13 protein-coding genes and 2 riboswitches are annotated in these 21,451 nt (G+C 34.0%); of the genes, 12 read left to right on the forward strand and 1 reads right to left on the reverse strand.

Annotated elements, in window-relative coordinates:
- The first annotated feature begins 33 nt into the window (after positions 1-33).
- The 11 genes from ABID96_RS05590 to ABID96_RS05640 all read left to right on the forward strand — a co-directional run bounded on the left by ABID96_RS05590 (position 34) and on the right by ABID96_RS05640 (position 17,911).
- On the forward strand, positions 34-204 hold the full coding sequence (locus tag ABID96_RS05590) for a hypothetical protein (RefSeq protein ID WP_192601183.1): 171 nt from the start codon (positions 34-36) through the stop codon (positions 202-204).
- A 456-nt stretch (positions 205-660) separates the two neighbouring features.
- Entirely contained in the window at positions 661-1,698 is a 1,038-nt protein-coding gene (locus tag ABID96_RS05595; protein WP_192601184.1) for an alpha/beta fold hydrolase, read from the forward strand.
- Between the two features lie 34 nt (positions 1,699-1,732).
- Positions 1,733-2,314: a TetR/AcrR family transcriptional regulator gene (locus ABID96_RS05600; protein WP_192601185.1), complete on the forward strand. Its 582-nt coding sequence runs from the start codon at positions 1,733-1,735 to the stop codon at positions 2,312-2,314.
- A 602-nt stretch (positions 2,315-2,916) separates the two neighbouring features.
- Complete coding sequence (locus ABID96_RS05605) at positions 2,917-4,392, forward strand: S8 family serine peptidase (protein WP_377896726.1); 1,476 nt, start codon at positions 2,917-2,919, stop codon at positions 4,390-4,392.
- Positions 4,393-4,433: 41 nt separating this feature from the next.
- Positions 4,434-9,917, forward strand: a complete 5,484-nt coding sequence (locus tag ABID96_RS05610) for an immunoglobulin-like domain-containing protein (protein ID WP_377897031.1) — start codon at positions 4,434-4,436, stop codon at positions 9,915-9,917.
- A gap of 448 nt (positions 9,918-10,365) precedes the next feature.
- Entirely contained in the window at positions 10,366-10,683 is a 318-nt protein-coding gene (locus ABID96_RS05615) for a DUF3870 domain-containing protein (protein ID WP_192601187.1), read from the forward strand.
- 208 nt (positions 10,684-10,891) lie between these two features.
- Positions 10,892-11,923: a C40 family peptidase gene (locus tag ABID96_RS05620; protein WP_192601188.1), complete on the forward strand. Its 1,032-nt coding sequence runs from the start codon at positions 10,892-10,894 to the stop codon at positions 11,921-11,923.
- A gap of 238 nt (positions 11,924-12,161) precedes the next feature.
- A complete protein-coding gene (locus ABID96_RS05625; RefSeq protein ID WP_377896728.1) occupies positions 12,162-12,983 on the forward strand; it encodes a YitT family protein in 822 nt (273 codons plus the stop codon).
- Positions 12,984-13,220: 237 nt separating this feature from the next.
- Complete coding sequence (locus ABID96_RS05630) at positions 13,221-14,990, forward strand: adenine deaminase C-terminal domain-containing protein (RefSeq protein WP_192601189.1); 1,770 nt, start codon at positions 13,221-13,223, stop codon at positions 14,988-14,990.
- A 294-nt stretch (positions 14,991-15,284) separates the two neighbouring features.
- Positions 15,285-15,426, forward strand: a riboswitch (cyclic di-AMP (ydaO/yuaA leader).
- Between the two features lie 351 nt (positions 15,427-15,777).
- A riboswitch (cyclic di-AMP (ydaO/yuaA leader) is annotated at positions 15,778-15,919 on the forward strand.
- An 86-nt stretch (positions 15,920-16,005) separates the two neighbouring features.
- Positions 16,006-17,319, forward strand: coding sequence for an APC family permease (locus tag ABID96_RS05635; RefSeq protein WP_377896729.1), 1,314 nt, complete (start codon positions 16,006-16,008; stop codon positions 17,317-17,319).
- Positions 17,282-17,911 (forward strand): hypothetical protein, encoded by a 630-nt coding sequence (locus ABID96_RS05640; RefSeq protein ID WP_377896730.1) that lies wholly within the window; start codon positions 17,282-17,284, stop codon positions 17,909-17,911. The genes ABID96_RS05635 and ABID96_RS05640 overlap by 38 nt, the downstream gene beginning before the upstream one ends.
- A gap of 98 nt (positions 17,912-18,009) precedes the next feature.
- Here the strand turns inward: ABID96_RS05640 and ABID96_RS05645 are convergent, their stop codons facing one another.
- On the reverse strand, positions 18,010-18,918 hold the full coding sequence (locus ABID96_RS05645) for a LysR family transcriptional regulator (RefSeq protein ID WP_192601191.1): 909 nt from the start codon (positions 18,916-18,918) through the stop codon (positions 18,010-18,012).
- 459 nt (positions 18,919-19,377) lie between these two features.
- Between ABID96_RS05645 and ABID96_RS05650 the strand changes: the two genes are divergently transcribed.
- Positions 19,378-21,369 (forward strand): alkyl/aryl-sulfatase, encoded by a 1,992-nt coding sequence (locus tag ABID96_RS05650; RefSeq protein WP_377896732.1) that lies wholly within the window; start codon positions 19,378-19,380, stop codon positions 21,367-21,369.
- Positions 21,370-21,451 lie beyond the last annotated feature (82 nt).

Genomic DNA, 21,451 nt, shown 5'->3' on the forward strand with positions numbered 1-21,451 from the left:
ATTGATGAATTTATACTGGGATTCCAAGTCATTTTGTATGGATTTCGAGAAGAACACTATTGTTTAGACTTTTCACTTTATCCATCCAGTCCAAGAATGGTAGGTAAAGATATTTTAAACTATGATTTTATTAATAATGGCTTTAGAGAACATATGAAATTCATTTTAAAACAAATTCCAGAGTTAGATGTAATGGATGAGTGAAGGAATTTAATCTACTTTAGCTTATTCAACTAACTGGCGCGTTAGTTGAACAAGAGCACAATTTTAGGTAGTAAGTAGTGTTTTATTATTATAGGATTATAAATTAAATCTACGAAACGGTTAATAGTACCCTCAAAGTCAAAGTGGCTTTGTTAATTATTCGTAATTTATTTCAACTTTTGTGAGTCTACCTTCTTTTGTGTGTGGTATAGGATTACTGTATGCAGATTATTAGTCCTTATTAGAAAAAATAAACTCATAATTATTCAACTTTAGATTAAAGGTCATAGGTTTGAAGCTATCTTTTTTGGTAGCTACTATTTTTGGGATCTGTTTTTTCCCTAACGTCATATATTTTTTAGTACACTTCCAAAATTGACAGTGTAAAATAATTAGAATACAATAAAAAAGTGAGTAACTCACTCACGTTTTTTCGAGAAAGGAAGAAACTCAAAAATGACAAAATCTAACCTTTTACCAGATATAATTTTTCGTAAGTTTAATCAAAGAAAAAATGCAAAGAAGTTAATAATGAATACTGAAAATATGATAAATGAAGAAAAGTATGTGCCGATTGGAGGTATTGAACAATGGATTACAGTTCGGGGTGAAGATAAAAGAAACCCTGTTCTTTTGTTTATTCATGGTGGTCCTGCTTCTACTTATTCCATTTTTACTCCTTTATTAAAAACATGGGAACAACATTTTACGATTGTTCAATGGGAGCAACGAGGTGCTGGGAAAACTTTTAAAAAAAATGGGAAAGAAGGCTGTGGTACAATTACGTTTAACCAGTTAATGGAAGATGGAATTGAATTATCTAGTGTAATTTGTAATCAGCTTAAGCAAGATAAAATTATTTTAATAGGCAGTTCCGTTGGGAGTCTTATCGCCACGCTAATGATCAAAAAAAGACCAGATCTTTTTTTTGCATATGTAGGGACTGATCAAAATTGTGTTGATACTGATAAACTTGGATATCAATTGGCAATCGAAGCTTTGGAACAAACAGAGAATACTAGAAATTTAGATTTTTTGAAAAAAATAGGGCCAGATCCATCAAAATGGACAATACAAGAGTATGATAAAAGAAATCAGATACTTGTTAAGACAATTAAAAATGTCCCTAATATGATTATGGATTTGATGTTGCCAGCCATGCTTTCATCGCCGCAACATAGTATGATGGATATAGTTGATATTTTTAAAGGGATGAAATTTTCAGGGAATCAATTGTTTCACGAGTTAATGAATTTTGATTATGGAATTCTGGGAAAAGAGTTTACAATTCCTTTTTTTATTTTTCATGGGGATCATGATATCATTACTCCTACTAAAAATGCAGAACGATTTTTTCAAGAGATTAATGCTCCTTTAAAAGAATTTGTATATATAAAAAACGCAGGACATTTAGCTTGCTTTGCTAGACCAGAGCAATTTTTAATAGAATTAATTGAAAAAGTAAGACCATTAGCAATGGATAGTAAGAAGTAACATGAGTAATAATGAATAAATTGGAGTGAGTTAGTTGTTAGAAAAGAGTTCTAATCTACAAGCTGATCGAAAAGAACTGATCAAGCAAGCTGCTTTAAAAAATTTTGCTCTTAATGGATATAAAAATACCAAAACAAGCGTAATTGCATCTGAAGCAAATGTTAGTGAAGGATTAATTTTTCGTCACTTTCAATCAAAAGCAGAATTGTTTTTTCAAATTATAGAAGGTTTAATGATTGAGTCTCAAATTGAATTGAGTTCGTTGTCAACTTTTCCAGGAAGTCCTTATCAACTATTAAAAATGCTAACTGAGCAAATGTTAGATGAAAATCATAAATATTCATTTATGATTATTCAACAAGCTAGGAACGACAAGGGAATTCCAGAAAAGGTTGCTGATTTATTTGCAAAATATTCCCCTGACTATTTAATTGATTTACTTATACCAATATTTATAAAAGGTCAAGAAAATGGGGAATTCGTACAAGTAGAAGATCCACGGAAATTACTAGTATGGTACTTCAATGTAATCAATAGTTTAACGATCCAAGATCAAGTCGATCCTCAGTTTGGTTTGCCTACACCTGATTTTTTGATGAAATTGTTAATAGCTTAAGAGACACCTGATATATTCAAGGCCAAGAAAATTTGTGAGAGACTGCCCCTTAAAAGTGTTATTTTATTGAAGGATGCAAATTAAAATGATTACATTATACAGACTAGCTTGATAGCTAGTCTATTTTTTGCGCATTGCATAAATTAAAGACGAATGTAAACCTACAAGTGGGTTGAACAGAGAACGGCAGTTTATGTAGATTTATGGCATGGCGAATGCGAGAAGCTAGTGTAGCAAATTGTATAGATTTAAATTCCGTTCTTTAAAACGATTGTAAAATTAATATTTTGTTTATAAAATCCTCTACTTTAGTTAAATTCCCCCAAATCTAAAAAAGAATCTTTTTAATTCATGGTTCAAGTTACTTTCTTTTTAAACAAAACCTCTAATAGTTCTACATTTTCCTTTGTTTTCTGATACTGAACATTTTAGTTTAGAAGTCAGAAAAAATATAAATTCCCCCAATTTACTACAAATACTAGCTTAAGTAAAATTATGTATATAAATCTAATTATTAAGAATATTCTTGATTATTTGGTTTGGAAAATTGTCTGAGTAAGTGATTTCCACTAATAAATTGCTCAGTCAAAAAGGGGGCCAACATGAAGTTTAGAAAAAGGTTTTTGAAAAAAATGTCATATTTGACTGTCTTCGGACTAGTCATGTCAAATATGAATTTTGTGTTAGCAGATGAAAAACCACAGCAAAACCCGTTCACAGCAAAAAATCCAGAACCTAAATCAAGTATATTTGTAACAAATAGTAAAGGTAATCCTAATTCAGCTACTTTAACAAATGAAGAGATTGAAAGATTAAAAGAAAAAGGTATTAAAAGTATCCAGGCAGCAGTTTCTAGGGATAAGAAAAAGAAACTTGCGGATATGAAAATGCTTGCGAACTTAGAAGCTCATAAGCCAGATGAGATGGTTTCAGTTATTGTTCAACTGAAGGGACAAACTGTATCTGAAATGACAGCTGAAGAAAATGTGGGAGTTAATCAACAGTCTTTAACTGATGCAAAAGATATGGTTCAAGAAGATATTGAATCGACAAAAAGTAAAATTAAAAACAAGCTAATGGGAAGTAAATCAAAGAGTAGTCATACACCAAACTTTAAACATGAATTCGAAAACGTCTTTAAAGGTTTTAGTATTAAAAATATTAAATATGAAGATATCAACTATATTAAATCTTTGCCAGAAGTAAAAGCAGTTACATTACAACAAACATTTACTCCTGCAGTTAATCAAGAGCATGATTTGACAGGAATTAAAAATCTTTGGAACGGCTCTTCTATAGGAAAACCAATCGGATATCAAGGGGAAGGAATGGTAATTGCAATCGTTGATACTGGGGTTGACTATACTCATGAAGCGTTCCCAGATCCTAAAGATATGAGTAAAGCAAGAATTAAAAAAGGGAAATTTACTCGTCCAGATGGATCAACTTCTTTGAAAGTAGTAGACGGCTACAACTGGGCTGACCAAAATAACGATATCATCCCACGTGTGGAAGATCCGACTAATGCAACTAGCTCACATGGTGTACACGTAGCAGGGATTGCAGCTGGATCTGGCCCTGTCATTAAAGGGGTAGCACCAGAGGCACAAATTATTGCAGAAAAGGTATTCTCAGACAAACAAGCTGGTGCATTAACGGAAGATATTATTAAAGGGGTTGACCATGCCTCGGCTTTAGGAGCAGATGTTATCAATATGAGTTTAGGTTCATCTTCTTCATTCGATACAAGAGATCCTAATGATCCATTAGGAATTGCGATTAGGAATGCAACAGATGAGGGGCATATTGTAGTTGTTGCTGCAGGAAATGCTTCTAATGCATATGCAGATCGATCTGGCGGTATGGGTGAAACTATCAAAATAGGACAAACTCCCGATTTAAATAAAATTGGTAACCCAGGTGTTTATATCCAGATTCATTTACAGTCGCAGCTGCAAATAATATTGTATCAAAACATACGTATAAATTTCATACAGACGAAGTTGATTTTGATATCACTGGGGAAGGTCTTGATGACTGGAATTGGCCAGCAGATAAAAACAAAGAGTATTCTTTAGTTTCTCTAGGAAAAGACAGTAGTGGAAATGAACGTATTGGAATACCAACAGATTACGATGGTTTAGATGTAACTGGCAAGGTCGTACTAATTAAGCGCGGAACAATCAGTTTTGCAGAAAAGGTAGCTTACGCGAAACAAAAAGGTGCTGCAGGTGTAATCGTCTATAATTCAAGTCCTACTCAACCAGCTCCAGAACCTCAAGGATTTGGATCGATTCCTTTTTCATTTATTAGTTATGATAATGGAAAGGCATTAGATGATAAACTTACTTGTGGTGGCGGTGATGGCCCAGTTATTGGTCCACTTAGTACATGTGGAGGAGGACCGGTTATTGGTCCACTTGATTCTTCAACTCAGAAGTCAATCAATTTTAAAATTACTGATGAGACTGTAGGCTCAGCGTTTGCTGAATCGAACCCAGGGCAACCTACAGATTTCACATCTTGGGGAACAACGAGTGATCTATTATTAAAACCTGAGGTTATGGCTCCTGGTCACTCAATTTATTCGTCAGTTAGAACGGCAGATACAACTAAGAATAATGCGTATGAGAATGAAGATGGAACGTCTATGGCGGCTCCTTATGTGGCTGGAGCGGTTGCTGATGTTATGCAAGCTTTGATAGAAAAAGGGTATAAACCAGGAACAAGAGAGTTTGCGGGATTAACAAAGAATTTAATCATGAATACATCTATTCCAGCTAAAAGAGATTATGTCAATTCGAACAATTCGATTGACCGAATTGATTATATGACAGAATACCAACCTAGAAGGCAAGGAGCAGGTATGATTCGTCCCGATCTTGCTGTGAAATCGCCTGTTGTTGTCACAGGCTCAACTAAAACTGGCAGTATTAGTTTAAAAGAAATTGACCAAGATACAGTATTTACATTAAACGCAACGAATCTTTCAAATAAATCAGTGACGTACAAATTAAATGGAACTGTGATGACGGATGATTTAAAAGATTCGCTTAAAACAAATTCAGATAACATTCGTAGTCGATATTTAGAGGATGCAAAATTATCGTTTGATTTTAAGGAAATTACAATCCCAGCAAATTCAACTAAGACAGTGAGTGTTACATTATCTTTAACAGATGCTATAGTAAAAAACACGTTTGTTGAGGGCTATATTTATTTAACCCCGACAGATTCAAGCAACCCAACTTTAAATGTTCCATATAATGGATTTTTTGGTAAATGGGATGAACCAAAAGTTATTGATACAGCAGACACAACTGATGTATGGACTCAATCAGAATTTGGTACACAATTAGCGGTTCAAACAGGTCCTTTTTATTTTGGATACGAGCAGTTATTTGGTAAACCATCTACACCAGCTCAAATTGCATTAGGTGACAAGTTTTATGCTTTTGGTCCTGAGTTCTACCCAGTACCTGCGCTTGCATTACTTCGAAGCGCACGTAACATAAAAATTGATGTTGTTGATAAGGAACATAAACTTGTGACACACATGGCAGATGAACAATGGTTTGCAAAAGGTGATCCTTATTCAGGTGGACTTCCATCTTTACTTTCAGCGGATTGGGTTTGGTATGCACATAATCAAGGACTTCAAATGCCAGATGGGCAGTATTATTTTGCGGTTACAGCAACTGCAGATGCACCAAATGCCAAACCACAACCAACAGTTTATATTCCTATGTATAAAGATACGACAGCACCAACTTTAAATATACTAAGATCAGCGAATTATGATGAAAAAACTAATCCTGAAGTGACGAATAAAAATAGCTATACAGTTCGTTGGACGATGGATGATGGAGAAGCTGGTGATGTTGACGGTAGTGTATTTCTTGCCGTAAATGGATCTGAGCCATTTACTAATTATAAGTCAGATGTTAAACAAAATGCAGACGGCACGTATGAATTGAACGTACCAGGCCTAAATGAAGGTCTTAACATTATCAATATTGCGCCAATTGATAAAGTTGGAAATTATGGTGATAGTCATACCGTTATCGTTAATAAAACAAGTAATCATGTTTGGATTGACATGTATTCAGCAACTTTAGGCGACAACGTTCCAAGTATGTACTGGACCGCTAACGTAAAACCCGGCGACAATTTTAGTTTGAATTTTAATGCAGTTGGCCGTACAGGTGCTGTGAAAAAAATTCAAGCAGTACTTTTAAAGGATTATTTCGACAATAGTACAATCATTGGAGATCCTGTAGATCTTGATTTAAATCAAGTGATGACGGAAAAACCAGCATATGGAGAATACAGTGAGTATTCAATTAAAGGAGAGTATACCGTTCCAAATGATTTACCCGCAGGTGAGTATGTTGTGAAATATGTATGTTTAGCTGAGGGTGAAAAATGGGAGGATACAGACATTCCATCAATAGGTATTGAGACATATGTAGATACAGTGGCACCAACAATTTCAGTAAATGCGAATAAAATGAAAGCATTTGTTGAAAATAGCGGCGATCCTGTTTCTCTAATGCTTAATACGACAGTGAAAGATGAAATAGCAAATTCTAGAGGCTATAAAGTAGAAGTTGCTGTTGATGGTGGTACTCAAAAATCAATGGGTAGCGTGACAACTCTTAATCGATATGAACAAACGTTCCGATATCCAGTTGTGTTAGAAAATGGAGATCACACTATCGAACTGACAACTACCGATTATATGGGAAATGCAAGCAAAATTACGTTTGATGTAAATGTTGCATCAGATAAAGTAATTGTAAAAAATGGTGAGACAGACACTGAACTTCCGATTGATGTTGTTCCATATAAAGATGCTAGTAGAAATCCAGAAATAAAACTTAATTACAATAAGACTTACCATGTAGAAAGTTTCGATCCATGGGTTGGAGGCTATCTTGTAACACCTTATGGTAACAATAAAACATGGTCAGCAAATCCAGATTTAGCCCCAATTTTATTAGTAGGAAATCAACAAAGAGTTGCGTCAACATCTTACTATCCTGACGCTATACCAGAGTGGGACTTACCATTAGGAGATGTATATACCTTTAATAATCCTGTTGGATATGATGATCCAGGTAGTATTCCACAAGGGGAAAGTACGTTCCCAGTAACGATGATTGACTATTTAGGTCATGAGACGACTATTAATGTACCTATCATCAAAAATTCGTATATACCAAAAGTGAAATTTGATAACGCGATTATTGATACAACGGGTACTGCAACATTCTTTACTTATGATTCAACGTATGATGTAAAAGGATCCATAACTGCGGTCGGAATGAATTTCTACGCTGAATGGGTCGATTGGAATCGAGCACAATCGGGAGAAAATAATTTCTATAAAAACTTATTTGATCCAACGGCTGAATGGAGAAGTGGTCCATATGACGATGCATTTAACGAAGAAACTGGCGGTAATATCCCAGAAGGATATAACAATGAACCTGGGGAAAAAACATTCAGTATGTCTACAGGTGAGTTAAAACCAGGAGCAAACTTTTTTGAAATAGATGGTGGAAGTACAATTAGTGAGAATCCTAGTCACCCATTTGCAGGGAACCATCCATTAGTTTTCAATGTGGTAGTCTATCGACTTGGAGCAGCAGAGAGTGCAGATCAACCTTTAGCAACAAAAGCAGCTGAACAGTTGAATTGGGACAAGATAAAAGGTGGTAACATAGATCAAACGAATGTGATGACTAATCTAGTGCTTCCTTTCTATGATAAAAATAATCAAGCGGAAATTAGTTGGGAAAGCAGTGATCCGAACATCATCACAAACGATGGTAAGGTATATCGTGCAGATAAGGATACTAATATTACGCTAATAGCTACTGCAACTGTAGGTGGCGCTACTGCTATTAAGACGTTTAACGTGTCAGTAAAAGCAAAAAATCTAGATGACTCATTAGCAGTTGCTGAAGATTCTTCATCTATTACTTGGGAGGTTATTCGATCAGGAAATACTGACCAAGGTAATGTATCTGAAGCTTTATCATTACCAACTAGAGGCTCAAATGGTTCACTAATTACTTGGACATCTGATGATCAAAAGCATATTACAAATCAAGGTCGAGTGTATCTACCATTATTTGACGAGGATGATGCACAGGTGGAACTTGTTGCAAAAATCACACGAAACAGCGGTATCTTATACAAAACGTTCCATCTAAAGGTCCTAAAAGATACACAAAACGTAGAAAGAACAAAAGCACTACGTGTGTATCAAGGGTTAACAACTGAAAATTTACTTGGTGCAAATACAAGTGATATGGACGTCACAAAGGATTTAACATTCCCAACAACTTTTGGAAATGACGGTGTAGAAATTCGATGGGAGTCAGATATGCCGGACGTGATTGCAAATGATGGGAAAGTGACAAGACCAGATCAGAATCAATACGTTCCAGTATTCGCTTATATTACATTAGGTGATGCAAGACTTGGAAAAACGTTTTATTTCTTTGTAAGAAGTAAAGATGCGAATGATGAACCAGCTGTTTTGGCAGCAAAATCTTCATTAGTTTGGAATCTAATCAAGCAAAATAATACAGAGCAAAAATCAGTTACTTCTGATCTAAATTTACCGACAAAAGGTACGAATGATACAACAATTACTTGGTCTTCAAGTAATCCGTTATTCGTTAAAGAAGATGGGACTATAACAAGACCATCATTTGAGTCTGGAGATCGACCTGTCGTTTTAACTGCGACGATTACGAAGGGAACTGCGAGTACCACAAAAGAATTTGCTTTAACAGTATTAAGACAAAATGATGTGGAACCACCAGTAGTTGATCCTCCAGTAAGTATTACAACAATCAATGTAGTTGATGATAACGACACAGGTATTTCTGGAACGACAGTACCTAATGCGAGTGTAATTGTGAAGAATAAAGAACTTGTTATAGGAAACGGAAAGGCAGATGCTAGCGGAAAATATTCAATTAATATTAGCCCACAAAAAGCTGGCACAGTCTTGACGGTATCGGTACAAGGTGAAAATGGAAATCTAAGTGTTTCAACAATTGTGTTAGATCGTACTGCTCCTAATGCACCAATCATTAATACGGTTGATAATAACGATAATTTTGTAACTGGTAAAGCAGAAGCAAATGCAACTATTATCATTAAAAAACTTAACAACGTGATTGGAATTGGAAAAGCAGATGCAAAAGGCTCATATCATATAAAAGTAAGTAAACAAAAAGCAGGTACAGTTCTAACAGTAGTTGCAAAAGATGAAGCAGGAATTCAGAGCGTTGCATCAATCACTACGGTATTAGACCGAACTGCACCAAATACACCAGTCATCTCAAGCATGATTGTAAGTGCAAAAAATGGTGTAGAAATGAAAGGTAAGGCAGAAGCTTATTCAACAATTGTTGTTACAATAGGAAATAAAGCCGTTGCAAAAGTAAAAGTAACAAGTAAAGGTACATTTGTTGTCAAATTACCAAAACAAATTAAAGGTACATTGACTATTACACTTTACGCAATTGATAAATCTGGTAATAAAAGTAATTACGTGAAACGAACGATAAAAATTAAGTAATTTAATTAAATAAGTAAGACGAATATGTCACAAATGAATCACCCCTTCATTTGTGGCATATTTTCGTATTATGAATGACTAATCTCACTCTTAATCGCGAACCAATACTTAATTCTATTGGATACCATTTACACTTTACTATTTATCTTTGCTTAACCACTAATAAATATTTTCTGCTTTACTTCTTATTCAATCTTTTGTTATTACTTAAAACCTATGCATTACTCGGTTCCGATCTATCGTTTATAGTGAAATAGTTAGAGTGGACCTATATTTTGTAATACTTTTCTCCCGATATTTACGATTATATAACTGAATATTCATAATATATTGTAAAAAGTATTTTAGTGTACTATGATTAAATGTAAGCGAATACATATGCCGTTGCTTTTTCCTTCCTTTTTCGGATTGAATCCCGCTCGGTATACCTTGTTCGGGAGGAAATGAAGTGTACAGTAAGGATACTATTTACATAATTGGGGATTCAAAGACCGCATCTAATAATCCAATCATGCAGCAATTTAATGCTTTCTTTATAGGACTGGTTGTTGACCGAACGTCCCATTTAATCGTTGATGCTGATTGTTCAGCTACGATTTCTTTAACTTCATCTTTTGTGAAACAATTATTCGTTGGACATTCAATGTTAGATATGGACCCTGTCGTCAATGAGATTAATACACGTTACTTTGGTTCGTCACAGAAAGCTTTAATCGTCGCCTATAAAAATGCACAGATTAAATACAAGCAAATCATTGAGTCATAATGCTGCTTTATCTATTATCGTAGATGAAATCCAGCTATTAGCAGGGCATGTCCTTTCTAATAGTTGGATTTTCATTTTTTATAATATGATTTTTAGATTATTATGCCGTCATTAGTTTGATAGTTTAATAAGTTTTATCAGGGTTATCTAGGGCTTCACCGAAGATGATCAAGAAGTCTTCGTTTAAAATAGGGAGAGGAGCTTTAACATGAAAAAGACAAAAAAATGGGTATTAAGTTTATGTGTAACAGGTACGTTACTATCAACAATGTCATTCCAAGCATTTGCAAATTCACCGGAGGAACTTCATCCTGGTGAAACTGCATATGTAGATGTATCAGTTTCAACTCAGTGGACAACCAATGGTAGATTACAAGTTAGAGATATTGATGCACCTTCTTTAAGCAATCCAGTAGATCCGTGGAAATGGTCAGCTAATATGCAGGATAGCGAGGTTCGTCGTTGGCTGACAGGTAAACTTGAAACACAAGCGGTGTATGGATCAAAAGTAGTAATTTTACAGGAAGTTGGTGACTGGGTTCAAGTAGCAGTAGAAGGTCAGCCTACCCCGCGTAATCCTTTAGGATATCCAGGTTGGATGCCAAAGAGACAATTAACAACGGATGATCGATTAGAAAATTTAAATGATGCCCCATTTATTATGGTATCTAGTCCAACAGCTTGGTTGTATGACGGAAAAGCATTACATCATCAGTTTATGGAAGTTAGCTTTAATACACGATTACCTGTCATTAAAGATTTTGGAAATGTCGTTATGGTCGCAACGCCAGATGATGGAAATAAGTTTATTAAGAAAGAAGATGTCGCAATCTATCAAAACGAAAACGAGTTTCCGGATGCAACTCCTGAAGAATTAATCAAAACTGCGAAGAAATTCCTTGGCTTACGCTATTTATGGGCAGGAGTTTCAGGTTTTGGATTTGATTGCTCTGGATTTACATATACAATTTACAAGTCATATGGTATAACGATTCCGCGAGACTCAGGCCCTCAATCCAAAAATGGTAAGGTAGTTAATAAGGATGAGATTCAACCTGGCGATCTATTATTCTTTGCGTCTAATAATGGGACTGGTTCTGTTCATCACGTCTCAATGTATATCGGTGACGGTCTAATGATTCATGCGCCTAACGCTTCTAAGAACGTTGAAATTATTCCATTAAATACTTCAGGTTATATTGAAGAATTCTCAGGTGCTCGACGTTACTGGGCAGAATAAGAGAATAGTAAAATAGAAGAATATAAAAAGGCTCCGATTGGAGCCTTTTTATATTCTTCTGAACAACTTCAAATTAGAATTTTCCAAAAGATAACTATTCATTAATAAATATATAATCAATATTGAAGCATTACTTTAAAATCATTAAGAAGTGGGAGACATGAACTCAATTTATTTTTAATAAAAATAGTTAAATGAACCATACTAACCTCTAGAGAAACTATTAGAGGTGCTTATTTTGTTCCGATTAATTTATCAAATCATCTTAATTGGTTTATGTTCCATTCTTTTTGGATTTGCTTATAACACATTTTTAATCCCTCATAAATTGGCTTCCGGGGGAGTTACAGGGATTGCTTTTATGATTCATCATTTTTTACATGTCAATACCGGATGGATTGTTTTCATTATCAATATACCATTATTTATTTTGGGTATTAAATTTCTTGGTAAAAGATTTATACTGTATACCATTTATTCTGTTGCCGTTTTATCTTTCAGTTTGAAAGTAATTCCTATCCAACCAATAACCAATGATATTCTTCTGTCATCCATAATAGGCGGTGCTCTCTATGGAATTGCTGTGGGACTTATTATTAGGACTGGCGGTTCAACAGGCGGAACGGATATCATTAGCCTGATTCTTTCTCAAAAAAAGAATACTCAGGTTGGCTTTTTAAGTGCTTGTATGAATCTTTTGGTTGTTGGTACTTCGGGGTTTATATTTGGATGGAATATCACTTTATATACGATTATAGCTATTTATGTTGCTGGTCGAGCAGTTGATATGGTTTACACAACACAAAACAAATTAACCTTAAGGATTGTTACAGAGAAGGGAGACCAGTTAATCGAAGCCCTAATCCATTTACACCAAAGAGGGATTACAGTACATAATGCTGAAGGTGCCTACTCTCATAAACCAAAAAAAGTCCTAATAACTGTGATTACAAGATTCGAACTAAGTGAAACAAAACATGCCATCAAAGTAATAGATCCAAATGCTTTTGTAAACATTTCGCAAACACTCGAAGTGATGGGGCAGTTTAGGAAAACTTAAAGTAATAGAGCCTAGTTTCAATTTTTTATAAATGAATATGTTCAATGCCAACGAATATGTTTTTTTTTTGTTAGGTGGGCTACATTGGTAGTCCACTTTTTACTTATGCCCTCTTTAAACTTTAAATTTGAGTAGATCGTTCAAACCGAGTTTGATTATACAAAAGTAAATTAAGTGAAAAAAATGTAGTAATATTAGAGAGAGAAAATCAAATTCGATAAATAAGGGGAGAGCACAATGGATAAGAGTCAGTTTAGATGGAGCAATGAACAATTACGAAAGCATGTTAGTATACTAGATGGCATTAGCGCTCCACATATTTTATTAACAAATGCAACATATTTAAATACATATATACGTGAATGGGTTAAAGCAAATATTTGGATCTATGAAGATCGAATTGTATACGTAGGAGAAAAATTTCCAGAGCAAATTGACGGTTGTGAGGTAATTGATTGTGAAGGTCAGTTTTTAGTACCTGGATATATTGAGCCTCATTCACATCCATATCAACTTTATAATCCACTTACACTAGCAAAGTACGCGGCTCAAGCAGGTACAACAACTTTAATTAATGATAATTTAACCTTTTACCTTCAATTACAACGAGATAGTGCATTTTCATTGTTAGATGCTTTTCAAAATATAAACACAAGTATGTACTGGTGGTGTCGTTTTGATGGCCAAACTGAGACACCTAATAATGAACAAATTTTTAACAATGAAGACATTTTAGCTTGGCTTAAGCGTGAAGATATTCTTCAAGGTGGTGAACTAACAGCATGGCCAAGCCTTTTAAATGGTGATGATCAAATGTTATCTTGGGTACAAGAAACGAAGAAGTTACATAAAAAAGTGGAAGGGCATTTTCCTGGAGCTTCAGAAAAGACATTATCAAAACTAATGTTATTAGGAGCTAATTGTGACCATGAAGCAATGACAGGTCAAGAGGCATTAAATCGCTTAATGCAAGGTTACACTGTATCACTTAGAAATTCTTCTATTCGTCCAGATTTAGAGATTCTATTAAAGGAACTACTAGAGTTAGGTGTACAACAATTTGACAGATTTTTCTTTACAACGGATGGTTCACATCCTCACTTTTATGAAAACGGTATGAATGATGCAATGATCAAGGTAGCTATTGAGCAAGGTATACCTTTAGTTGATGCGTATAATATGGCAAGTTATAATATTGCTCGTTATTATAATATGGAACATCTTCATGGTTCGATTGCTACAGGTAGGGTTGCTAATATTAATGTTTTGGAAAGTAAAGAGAATCCAACACCAATAAGTGTTATTGCAAAAGGAACATGGGTAAAACGTGATGGGATAAATATGAATAACCCCTCAAACATCGAGTGGGAAAAATTTCAAATTACTCCAATACAATTTAATTGGTCTTTACATATGCATGATATGGTTAACACAAGTCAAAATGGGATTGAATTAGTAAATAATGTAATTACTAAGCCTTATATTAGCGAGATGAATTTAGGCTGTGTTGAACTTTCAATTAATCATGATGAATGTTTTCTCATGCTGATTGCTAGAGATGGTACATGGAAAATCAACACTATGGTAAAAGGCTTCGCTAACCAACTTAAAGGCTTTGCAAGTTCTTATTCTACAACTGGTGATATCATACTCATTGGAAAAAATAAAAAAGATATGATAAAAGCATTTGATAGATTGAAAGAAATTGGCGGAGGAATCGTACTAATTGGAGAAATGAAAATATTACATGAGATACCTTTACCATTGACAGGAATTATGTCTAACGCAGATATGCTCTCCTTAATACAAGAAGAGAAAATGATGATAAAGTTACTTCAGGAACGAGGTTATCGATTTGATGATCCGGCATTTACACTCTTATTCTTTTCTGCAACACATCTACCTTTTATTAGAATAACACCCAGTGGATTATATGATGTGAAAAATAGAAAAGTTTTGGTAACTCCAGATAAGAGAATAGTAACAAGTGATAAAGTGAAAAATTAACTTGAATTTCATTAAGGAAAATTAGTTAAATTGAGAGGCTGTAAACCATTGGGTTCCTTGCTTTTTGTAAAGTTTATGTCCAGTAATTTGTATAAAAGGGCATTATTTTGCTTCATTGTAAAATCTATTTGTTATAAATGATCACAAAATAAATATTATATCAAGAATATAAATAAGTTGGAAAAATCATTAGATTTGAAAGATATTTATACGTGTTTGAAAATGAACCAAAAAAATTTTTGTTTACAAATTTAAACTGTAGTAGTATATTAACCAACATAATAAAAAATTAATGACCTATGATCGCTTAATCTATTTAGAGCGGGGGAACCAAATTTGTGCAAAAGCACTTGGGGTGAATCCTTTAGTAAGGTAGGGCTACTCTTAAAAGCCCGAATCCGACAGCTAACCTCGTCAGCGTGTTAAGAGAAGGTTCCTATTTGTTCGCTAAAAGACACTAGGTATCCTTGTGTCTTTTTTGTGTTCAAAAGGATTTTCGACCATAGTCATATGGAAGAAGGGGAAAATGATAAAGAAAAAACGATAAGGAAAAACGATATTATGCAAATGATTTCAATGAGTAATTATGTATATAAGTTTACTAGTTTACAAGTTGAAATGATGAGATGTCTAGTTACCTTCTAACGTAAACTTTCATACATTAGAAAATAGCAACACAAATTAAATAACCTACGATCGCTGAGTTCAATTAAGAAACACACCAGTGCCTAATTCCAGAAATAATGACTTTCTTTTTAGATTGTTTAATGTTTGAGGGAGAAGGTTACTGGTCGAAATGTTTTATGAATTGAAGCGGGGGAACCAATTTTTTTGTGCAAATGCACTTGGGGTGAATCCTTTTTAAAGGTAGGGCTACTTTTTAGGCCCGAATCCGACAGCTAACCTCGTAAGCGTGTGAAAAGGAGGTTTCCTTAATGATGTCTTTTTTTAGGCACTGGGGATTCTCCAGTGTCTTTTTGTTGTGTCTAAATTGAAAAACAAGGGGAGAAAAAATATGAAACACCCATCTGATTATATGGAAATTGGTTTATTTATTTTAGCAATCTTTGCAATTTGGTATTCCATTTCAAACTTTAGTAGTCTAAAACGAATCTTTATTGGTAGGCCTATGAGAACTTCTGAAATCAATGCGCAGCATAATAAATTGATTTGGTTTATTGCTTTACCAATACTTGCTGCGGACCTTTATTCATCTGTCTCTTACGGACCCGAGGCAGGAATCACAGAACTAATTGGACTTGGTTCAAAAGCAAGTTGGTTTATTATACCGATTACAATCGCAACAGTGATCCTTCTAGGCATACTAATTATTTCATACATTATGGGAATATTAGCCTATCCAAATGGTGGGGGAGCGTATGCAATTGCAAAAGACAATTTTAAACAACGATGGGTATCACTCGTCGCTTCAAGTGCACTTTTAGTTGATTATATTTTAACTGTAGCAGTTTCAGTCTCTGCTGCACTTGAGGCAGTAGCTTCAGCTTATCCAAGAATCGCACATTATGAAACTGTTTTAGCAATATTTTGTGTATTTATCTTATTAGTAGTTAACCTTCGTGGAGTTGCGGAATCGGCAAAAATATTTGCATGGCCAACTTTTGGATTTATGCTTTGTATGTTACTTTTAATTTTTACTGGATTTTTTGATGAATTCCAAAATGGATTTGTTCAACATCATACACCTACATTTGGTACTGTTCCAGAAGGATTGAGTATTTTAATTGTACTAAAAGCGTTTAGTTCAGCTTGTTCTGCTTTAACTGGAATTGAAACGATATCAAATGCAGTTCCAATATTTAGAGAACCAAGACAAAAAAATGCCATTAAAACATATATAGCGCTTGGGGTCATTACTTCAGTAACATTACTTGGATATGCCTACCATTTATATGTTAATGGTATTACACCAGATCCAAACGATACAATGTTGTCACAACTGATTCAGGTATACTTTGGGCACGGAATACTGTATCAAATTATCATTTGGTTTACATTTATTATTTTAATTTTAGCAGCAAATTCTACTTTTACAGGATTCTCGCAGTTAGCGGCAATTGTAGCCGCAGATGGTTTTTTACCAAGAGGATTAATGAACCGAGGGGATCGTCTAGGTTATTCAAACGGTATTATTGCACTTGCAGCAGGAGCGAGTATTCTCATCATTGCATTCCAAGCACACACGAATTCTCTGATTCCACTATATGCAATCGGAGTATTTCTTTCATTTTACGATTGCACAATTTGGATTAACAAGAAGATGGAAACGAGTGAAAGGACCAAATTGGCAAGTAAAATTAGCCATTAATTCAGTCGGCTTATTTGTTACTTCGATTGTCACTATTATATTCGCAGTTACAAAGTTCTCAGATGGTGCATGGGTTGTATTAGTTGTTATTCCGGCTATCATATTATTTTCTCTAGCAATCTATAAACATTATCAAAATGTAGCAAATGAATTAAGAATCGATTTAAGTTCCTTCAAGCCAGAAACGAATAAAGTAGTAACGATTGTATTAGTTTCAGGAACACATCGAGTTGTTCATCATACACTTTCTTTCGCAAAAAGTATGTCTGAAGACCTGATTGCAGTGTATGTTGGCTTCGATGATGAATCCATTGAAAAGATGGAAGAAAAATGGGAAGAATGGGGAACTCCTTGTCGACTAGTTGTGCTAAAGAGCCAATATAGATCAGTATTAGAACCTTTATCAAGGTTTATTAAATTAGTTGAAGCAAAAGAGCCAAGTAATCATATCCAAATTGTCATACCGCAATTTATTCCAAAAAAATGGTGGCATAATCTTTTACACAATCAAACAGCTCTATTACTTCGATTTTGGCTAATTAGACAAAAAGAAGTTGTCATTACTACAGTGCCTTATCATTTAAGAAAGTAGAGAAAAAACAGCATGGAGTTTATTCCATGCTGTTTCTATTTACTTAAAAATACAATATCATTTCATTAGCCGTCCAAGTCCAAATAGATTGTAAAAGACTAATTTATATAATATTGCAATTCAGATGTAAGAAATTTGATAAAGTGTTTTTCTATTTTAGTAGGTTTTCTATTCTTTGTGTAAATTAACCCGAGAGAAACATTTATAGGTTCATAGTTCAAAATATCAACCTCAATAATTTTTCCTTCTAATAAATAAGTATTATTTTTTATAGCAAAGTCAGGGGCAAAAGTTATGGCCATGCCTGATGAAACTGTTCTTGACAGTTCTTCTGTTTGGTTCGAAGCAAATAATATATTCATTTTTCCAAATGTATTTTGAAAATGATGAGTGAACCATTTTATATAATCCCCGTTATAAAGCACAATTTCTTGTTGAAGAATTTCTTCTGGCGTGATTGTTCTTTTTAAGGCAAACGGTGAATCACTACTTACATAAACCTTCATGGTTCCTTCGAGAATTTTCTCTAAATGTAAATTCTCTATATTTTTTAATAAATCCTCGTATATACAAATTAAGCCGATTTCAGCTTTATTCTGTTGAATATATTCAACTGTAAGTTCAGTAATATTTTCTGACATTTCAACAGTTAAATTAGCGTATAAATTCTTAAATTCCATTAATGGTTTTAGTAAATGAGTCATGAATGCTGGAATAGTAGATACGCGAAGGTTACCAGAATGTATATCCAATATTTTTCTAGCCTCATCAATTAATTCACCATATTTTAACAAAACTTCATTTGCTTTATGAATAATGATAGAACCTTCATTTGTTTGTACGACCCCAGAGCGAGATCGTTCAAATATTTTGACCCCTAGTTCTTCTTCAATCTTTTTAATATCTTGACTAACGCCAGATTGGCTTATATGAAGATTTTGCCCAGCGGTAGAAAATGATCCCGTTTTAGCGACTTCAACAAGTACTTCTAATTTTTGTATGTGCATATTGTGACCACCTTTTTTACATAAACCCTAAATTAGTAATTATGTTTAATGATGAAAAATCCTCTAATTTTAAGTATTAAAATTTGTGAACATCTTATTACAAATCTTAATTTTACTAAGTAACTTTTGAGTTATACAATTAGTTCAAATAATTCTTAATTTTCAAAATAAATAGAAAGGATGATATTTAGACAATTTAATCTTTAAATAATGTTCTCTTAATTTCCTTAGATTTGCAAGCGTTTTCTTTTTATTCAAACTGTTACATGTGATTGTGAAAATATGTAAAAATCAACTTATTTTCAAGGATTCAAACTTTTTTTAGATTGATACTTTTAAACAGTAAATATTAAGCAAACTACTAGTTAAGATGTTGAATTGGAGCGGAATACAACTAATCACAGAAATCATAAATAGTATCCTTTTACAGATTAATTCATTTATAGAGGTGGAAAACAAATGTCAAAAAAGTTTATGTTCACAAAAACAGTACCAGTGGCACTTACATTATTGTTAAGCACTACCATCACAGATGCCGCAACATATACTACTCCATTACCAGCGACAAAAATAACAACACAAAAGAATAGTTCAGTATATAAAGAATTAAACTTTGCAGATAAGCAAGATTTTGTAGACGCACATAAAGGATTTATTGCACCACTAAACAATAAACCGATAAAAAATGCAAATGGGACAGTTATTTGGGATAGTAATCGATATTCGTTTATAAAAGAGGACAAAATTGCGGCTGCAACAGTTAACCCAAGTTTATGGAGACAAGCTCAATTACAAAATACTTCAGGTCTATTTAAGGTAGTTGATGGCGTTTATCAAGTTCGTGGACTAGATTTATCAGTCATGACGATTGTTGAAGGAAAAACAGGCTTAATTGTTTTGGATACAATGTCGACAGTTGAAACTGCTAAGGAAGCGATGGAATTATATTTTGCTCATAGACCAAAACAACCTGTAAGTGCAATTGTGATTAGTCATAGTCATGCAGATCATTTTGGTGGCATTAAAGGAGTTGCAGGGTATGCAACAGATCCTAAAAAGGTTCCAATCGTTGTGCCGAATGGATTTAATGAAGAAGCATTAAGTGAAAATGTTCTTTTAGGGAATATCATGTCCCGACGTGCAGGTTATATGTTTGGTAATCTATTACCAGCTAATGAGAAAGGATTCGTTACAGCAGGTATTGGACCAGGTTTAAGTACAGGAACGTTTAGTTATATGCAGCCAACTATTGAAATAAAGGACGATGTCCAAACAATGCAAATAGATGGTCTTACGTTTGAATTTTTATTAACTGTCCATACTGAAGCTCCTGCTGAAATGCATTATTACATCAAGGATTATAAAACACTAGTAGTAGCAGAAAATACAGGACATACATTACACAATATTTATACATTAAGGGGAGCAAAGACAAGAGATGCCCTGAAATGGACAGAAGCACTTGATCAAACAATTGATTTATATGGTAAAGAAGATATTGATGTAATGGTAACTGCACATAGCTGGCCGTTATGGGGTAAGGACCGAGTAATCGAGCAATTAACAAAACAACGCGATATATATAAATATATTCATGATCAAACGATACGCATGGCAAACTTAGGATACACAGCGGATGAAATCGCAGATAAGATTAAGCTTCCTAAGAGCTTAGATAAATATTGGGCTAATCGTGGATATTATGGGAATTTAAAACAAAATGTGAAAGCTGTATATAATTTTTATTTAGGTAATTTTAGTGGAAATCCATCAGATTTGGATCCAATTCCGGAAATAGAAGCTGGAGCTAAATATGTGAAGTATATGGGTGGAGAAAAAAATGTATTGAAATTAGCGAAACTAGACTATAGCAAAGGTGAATATAGATGGGTAGCTGAAGTTTTAAAACATGTGGTGATGTCGAACCCGAAAAATACTGAAGCAAAAAACTTACTTGCTAATGCTTACGAACAATTAGGCTATCAAGCAGAGTCTTCAGTATGGCGTAACTTCTATCTTACTGGTGCACAAGAGCTAAGAAAAGGCGTTGTAAAAGATGATTCAAAACGCGCGAATCCTATGAATTTAGATATGCTAATGAATATGCCAGTTGAAGATTTTATGAATTTCTTCTCAATCAAACTGAATGGAACAAAAGCAGAGGGTAAACAGTTTACATTTAATGTGTCATTAACAGATTTAAAAACAAATTACTCAATCAATGTAGGTAATTCAGTTCTAAACTATAAAAAAGATCAGCAAGCTACAAATCCTGACGCTACATTAACAGTTGATAAAGTAACATTCTATTTAATAGCGCTTGGCTTGGCTGACATGGATCAGATGGAAACAGCAGGTAAGATTTCTATTTCAGGAAATAAACAAAAATTTAAAGAACTATTGTCACTAATGGACAAGTTTGACCCATGGCCTAATATCGTTACACCTTAATGAAGGTGAATGCTTAGGTCATAAAATGTAATCACTTTATTGATAGGCTCTGTTCATCAAAATGCTTAAGCAGCTTGTAACG

Source organism: Gottfriedia sp. OAE603, assembly GCF_040543965.1.
Classification (GTDB): domain Bacteria; phylum Bacillota; class Bacilli; order Bacillales; family Bacillaceae_G; genus Gottfriedia; species Gottfriedia solisilvae.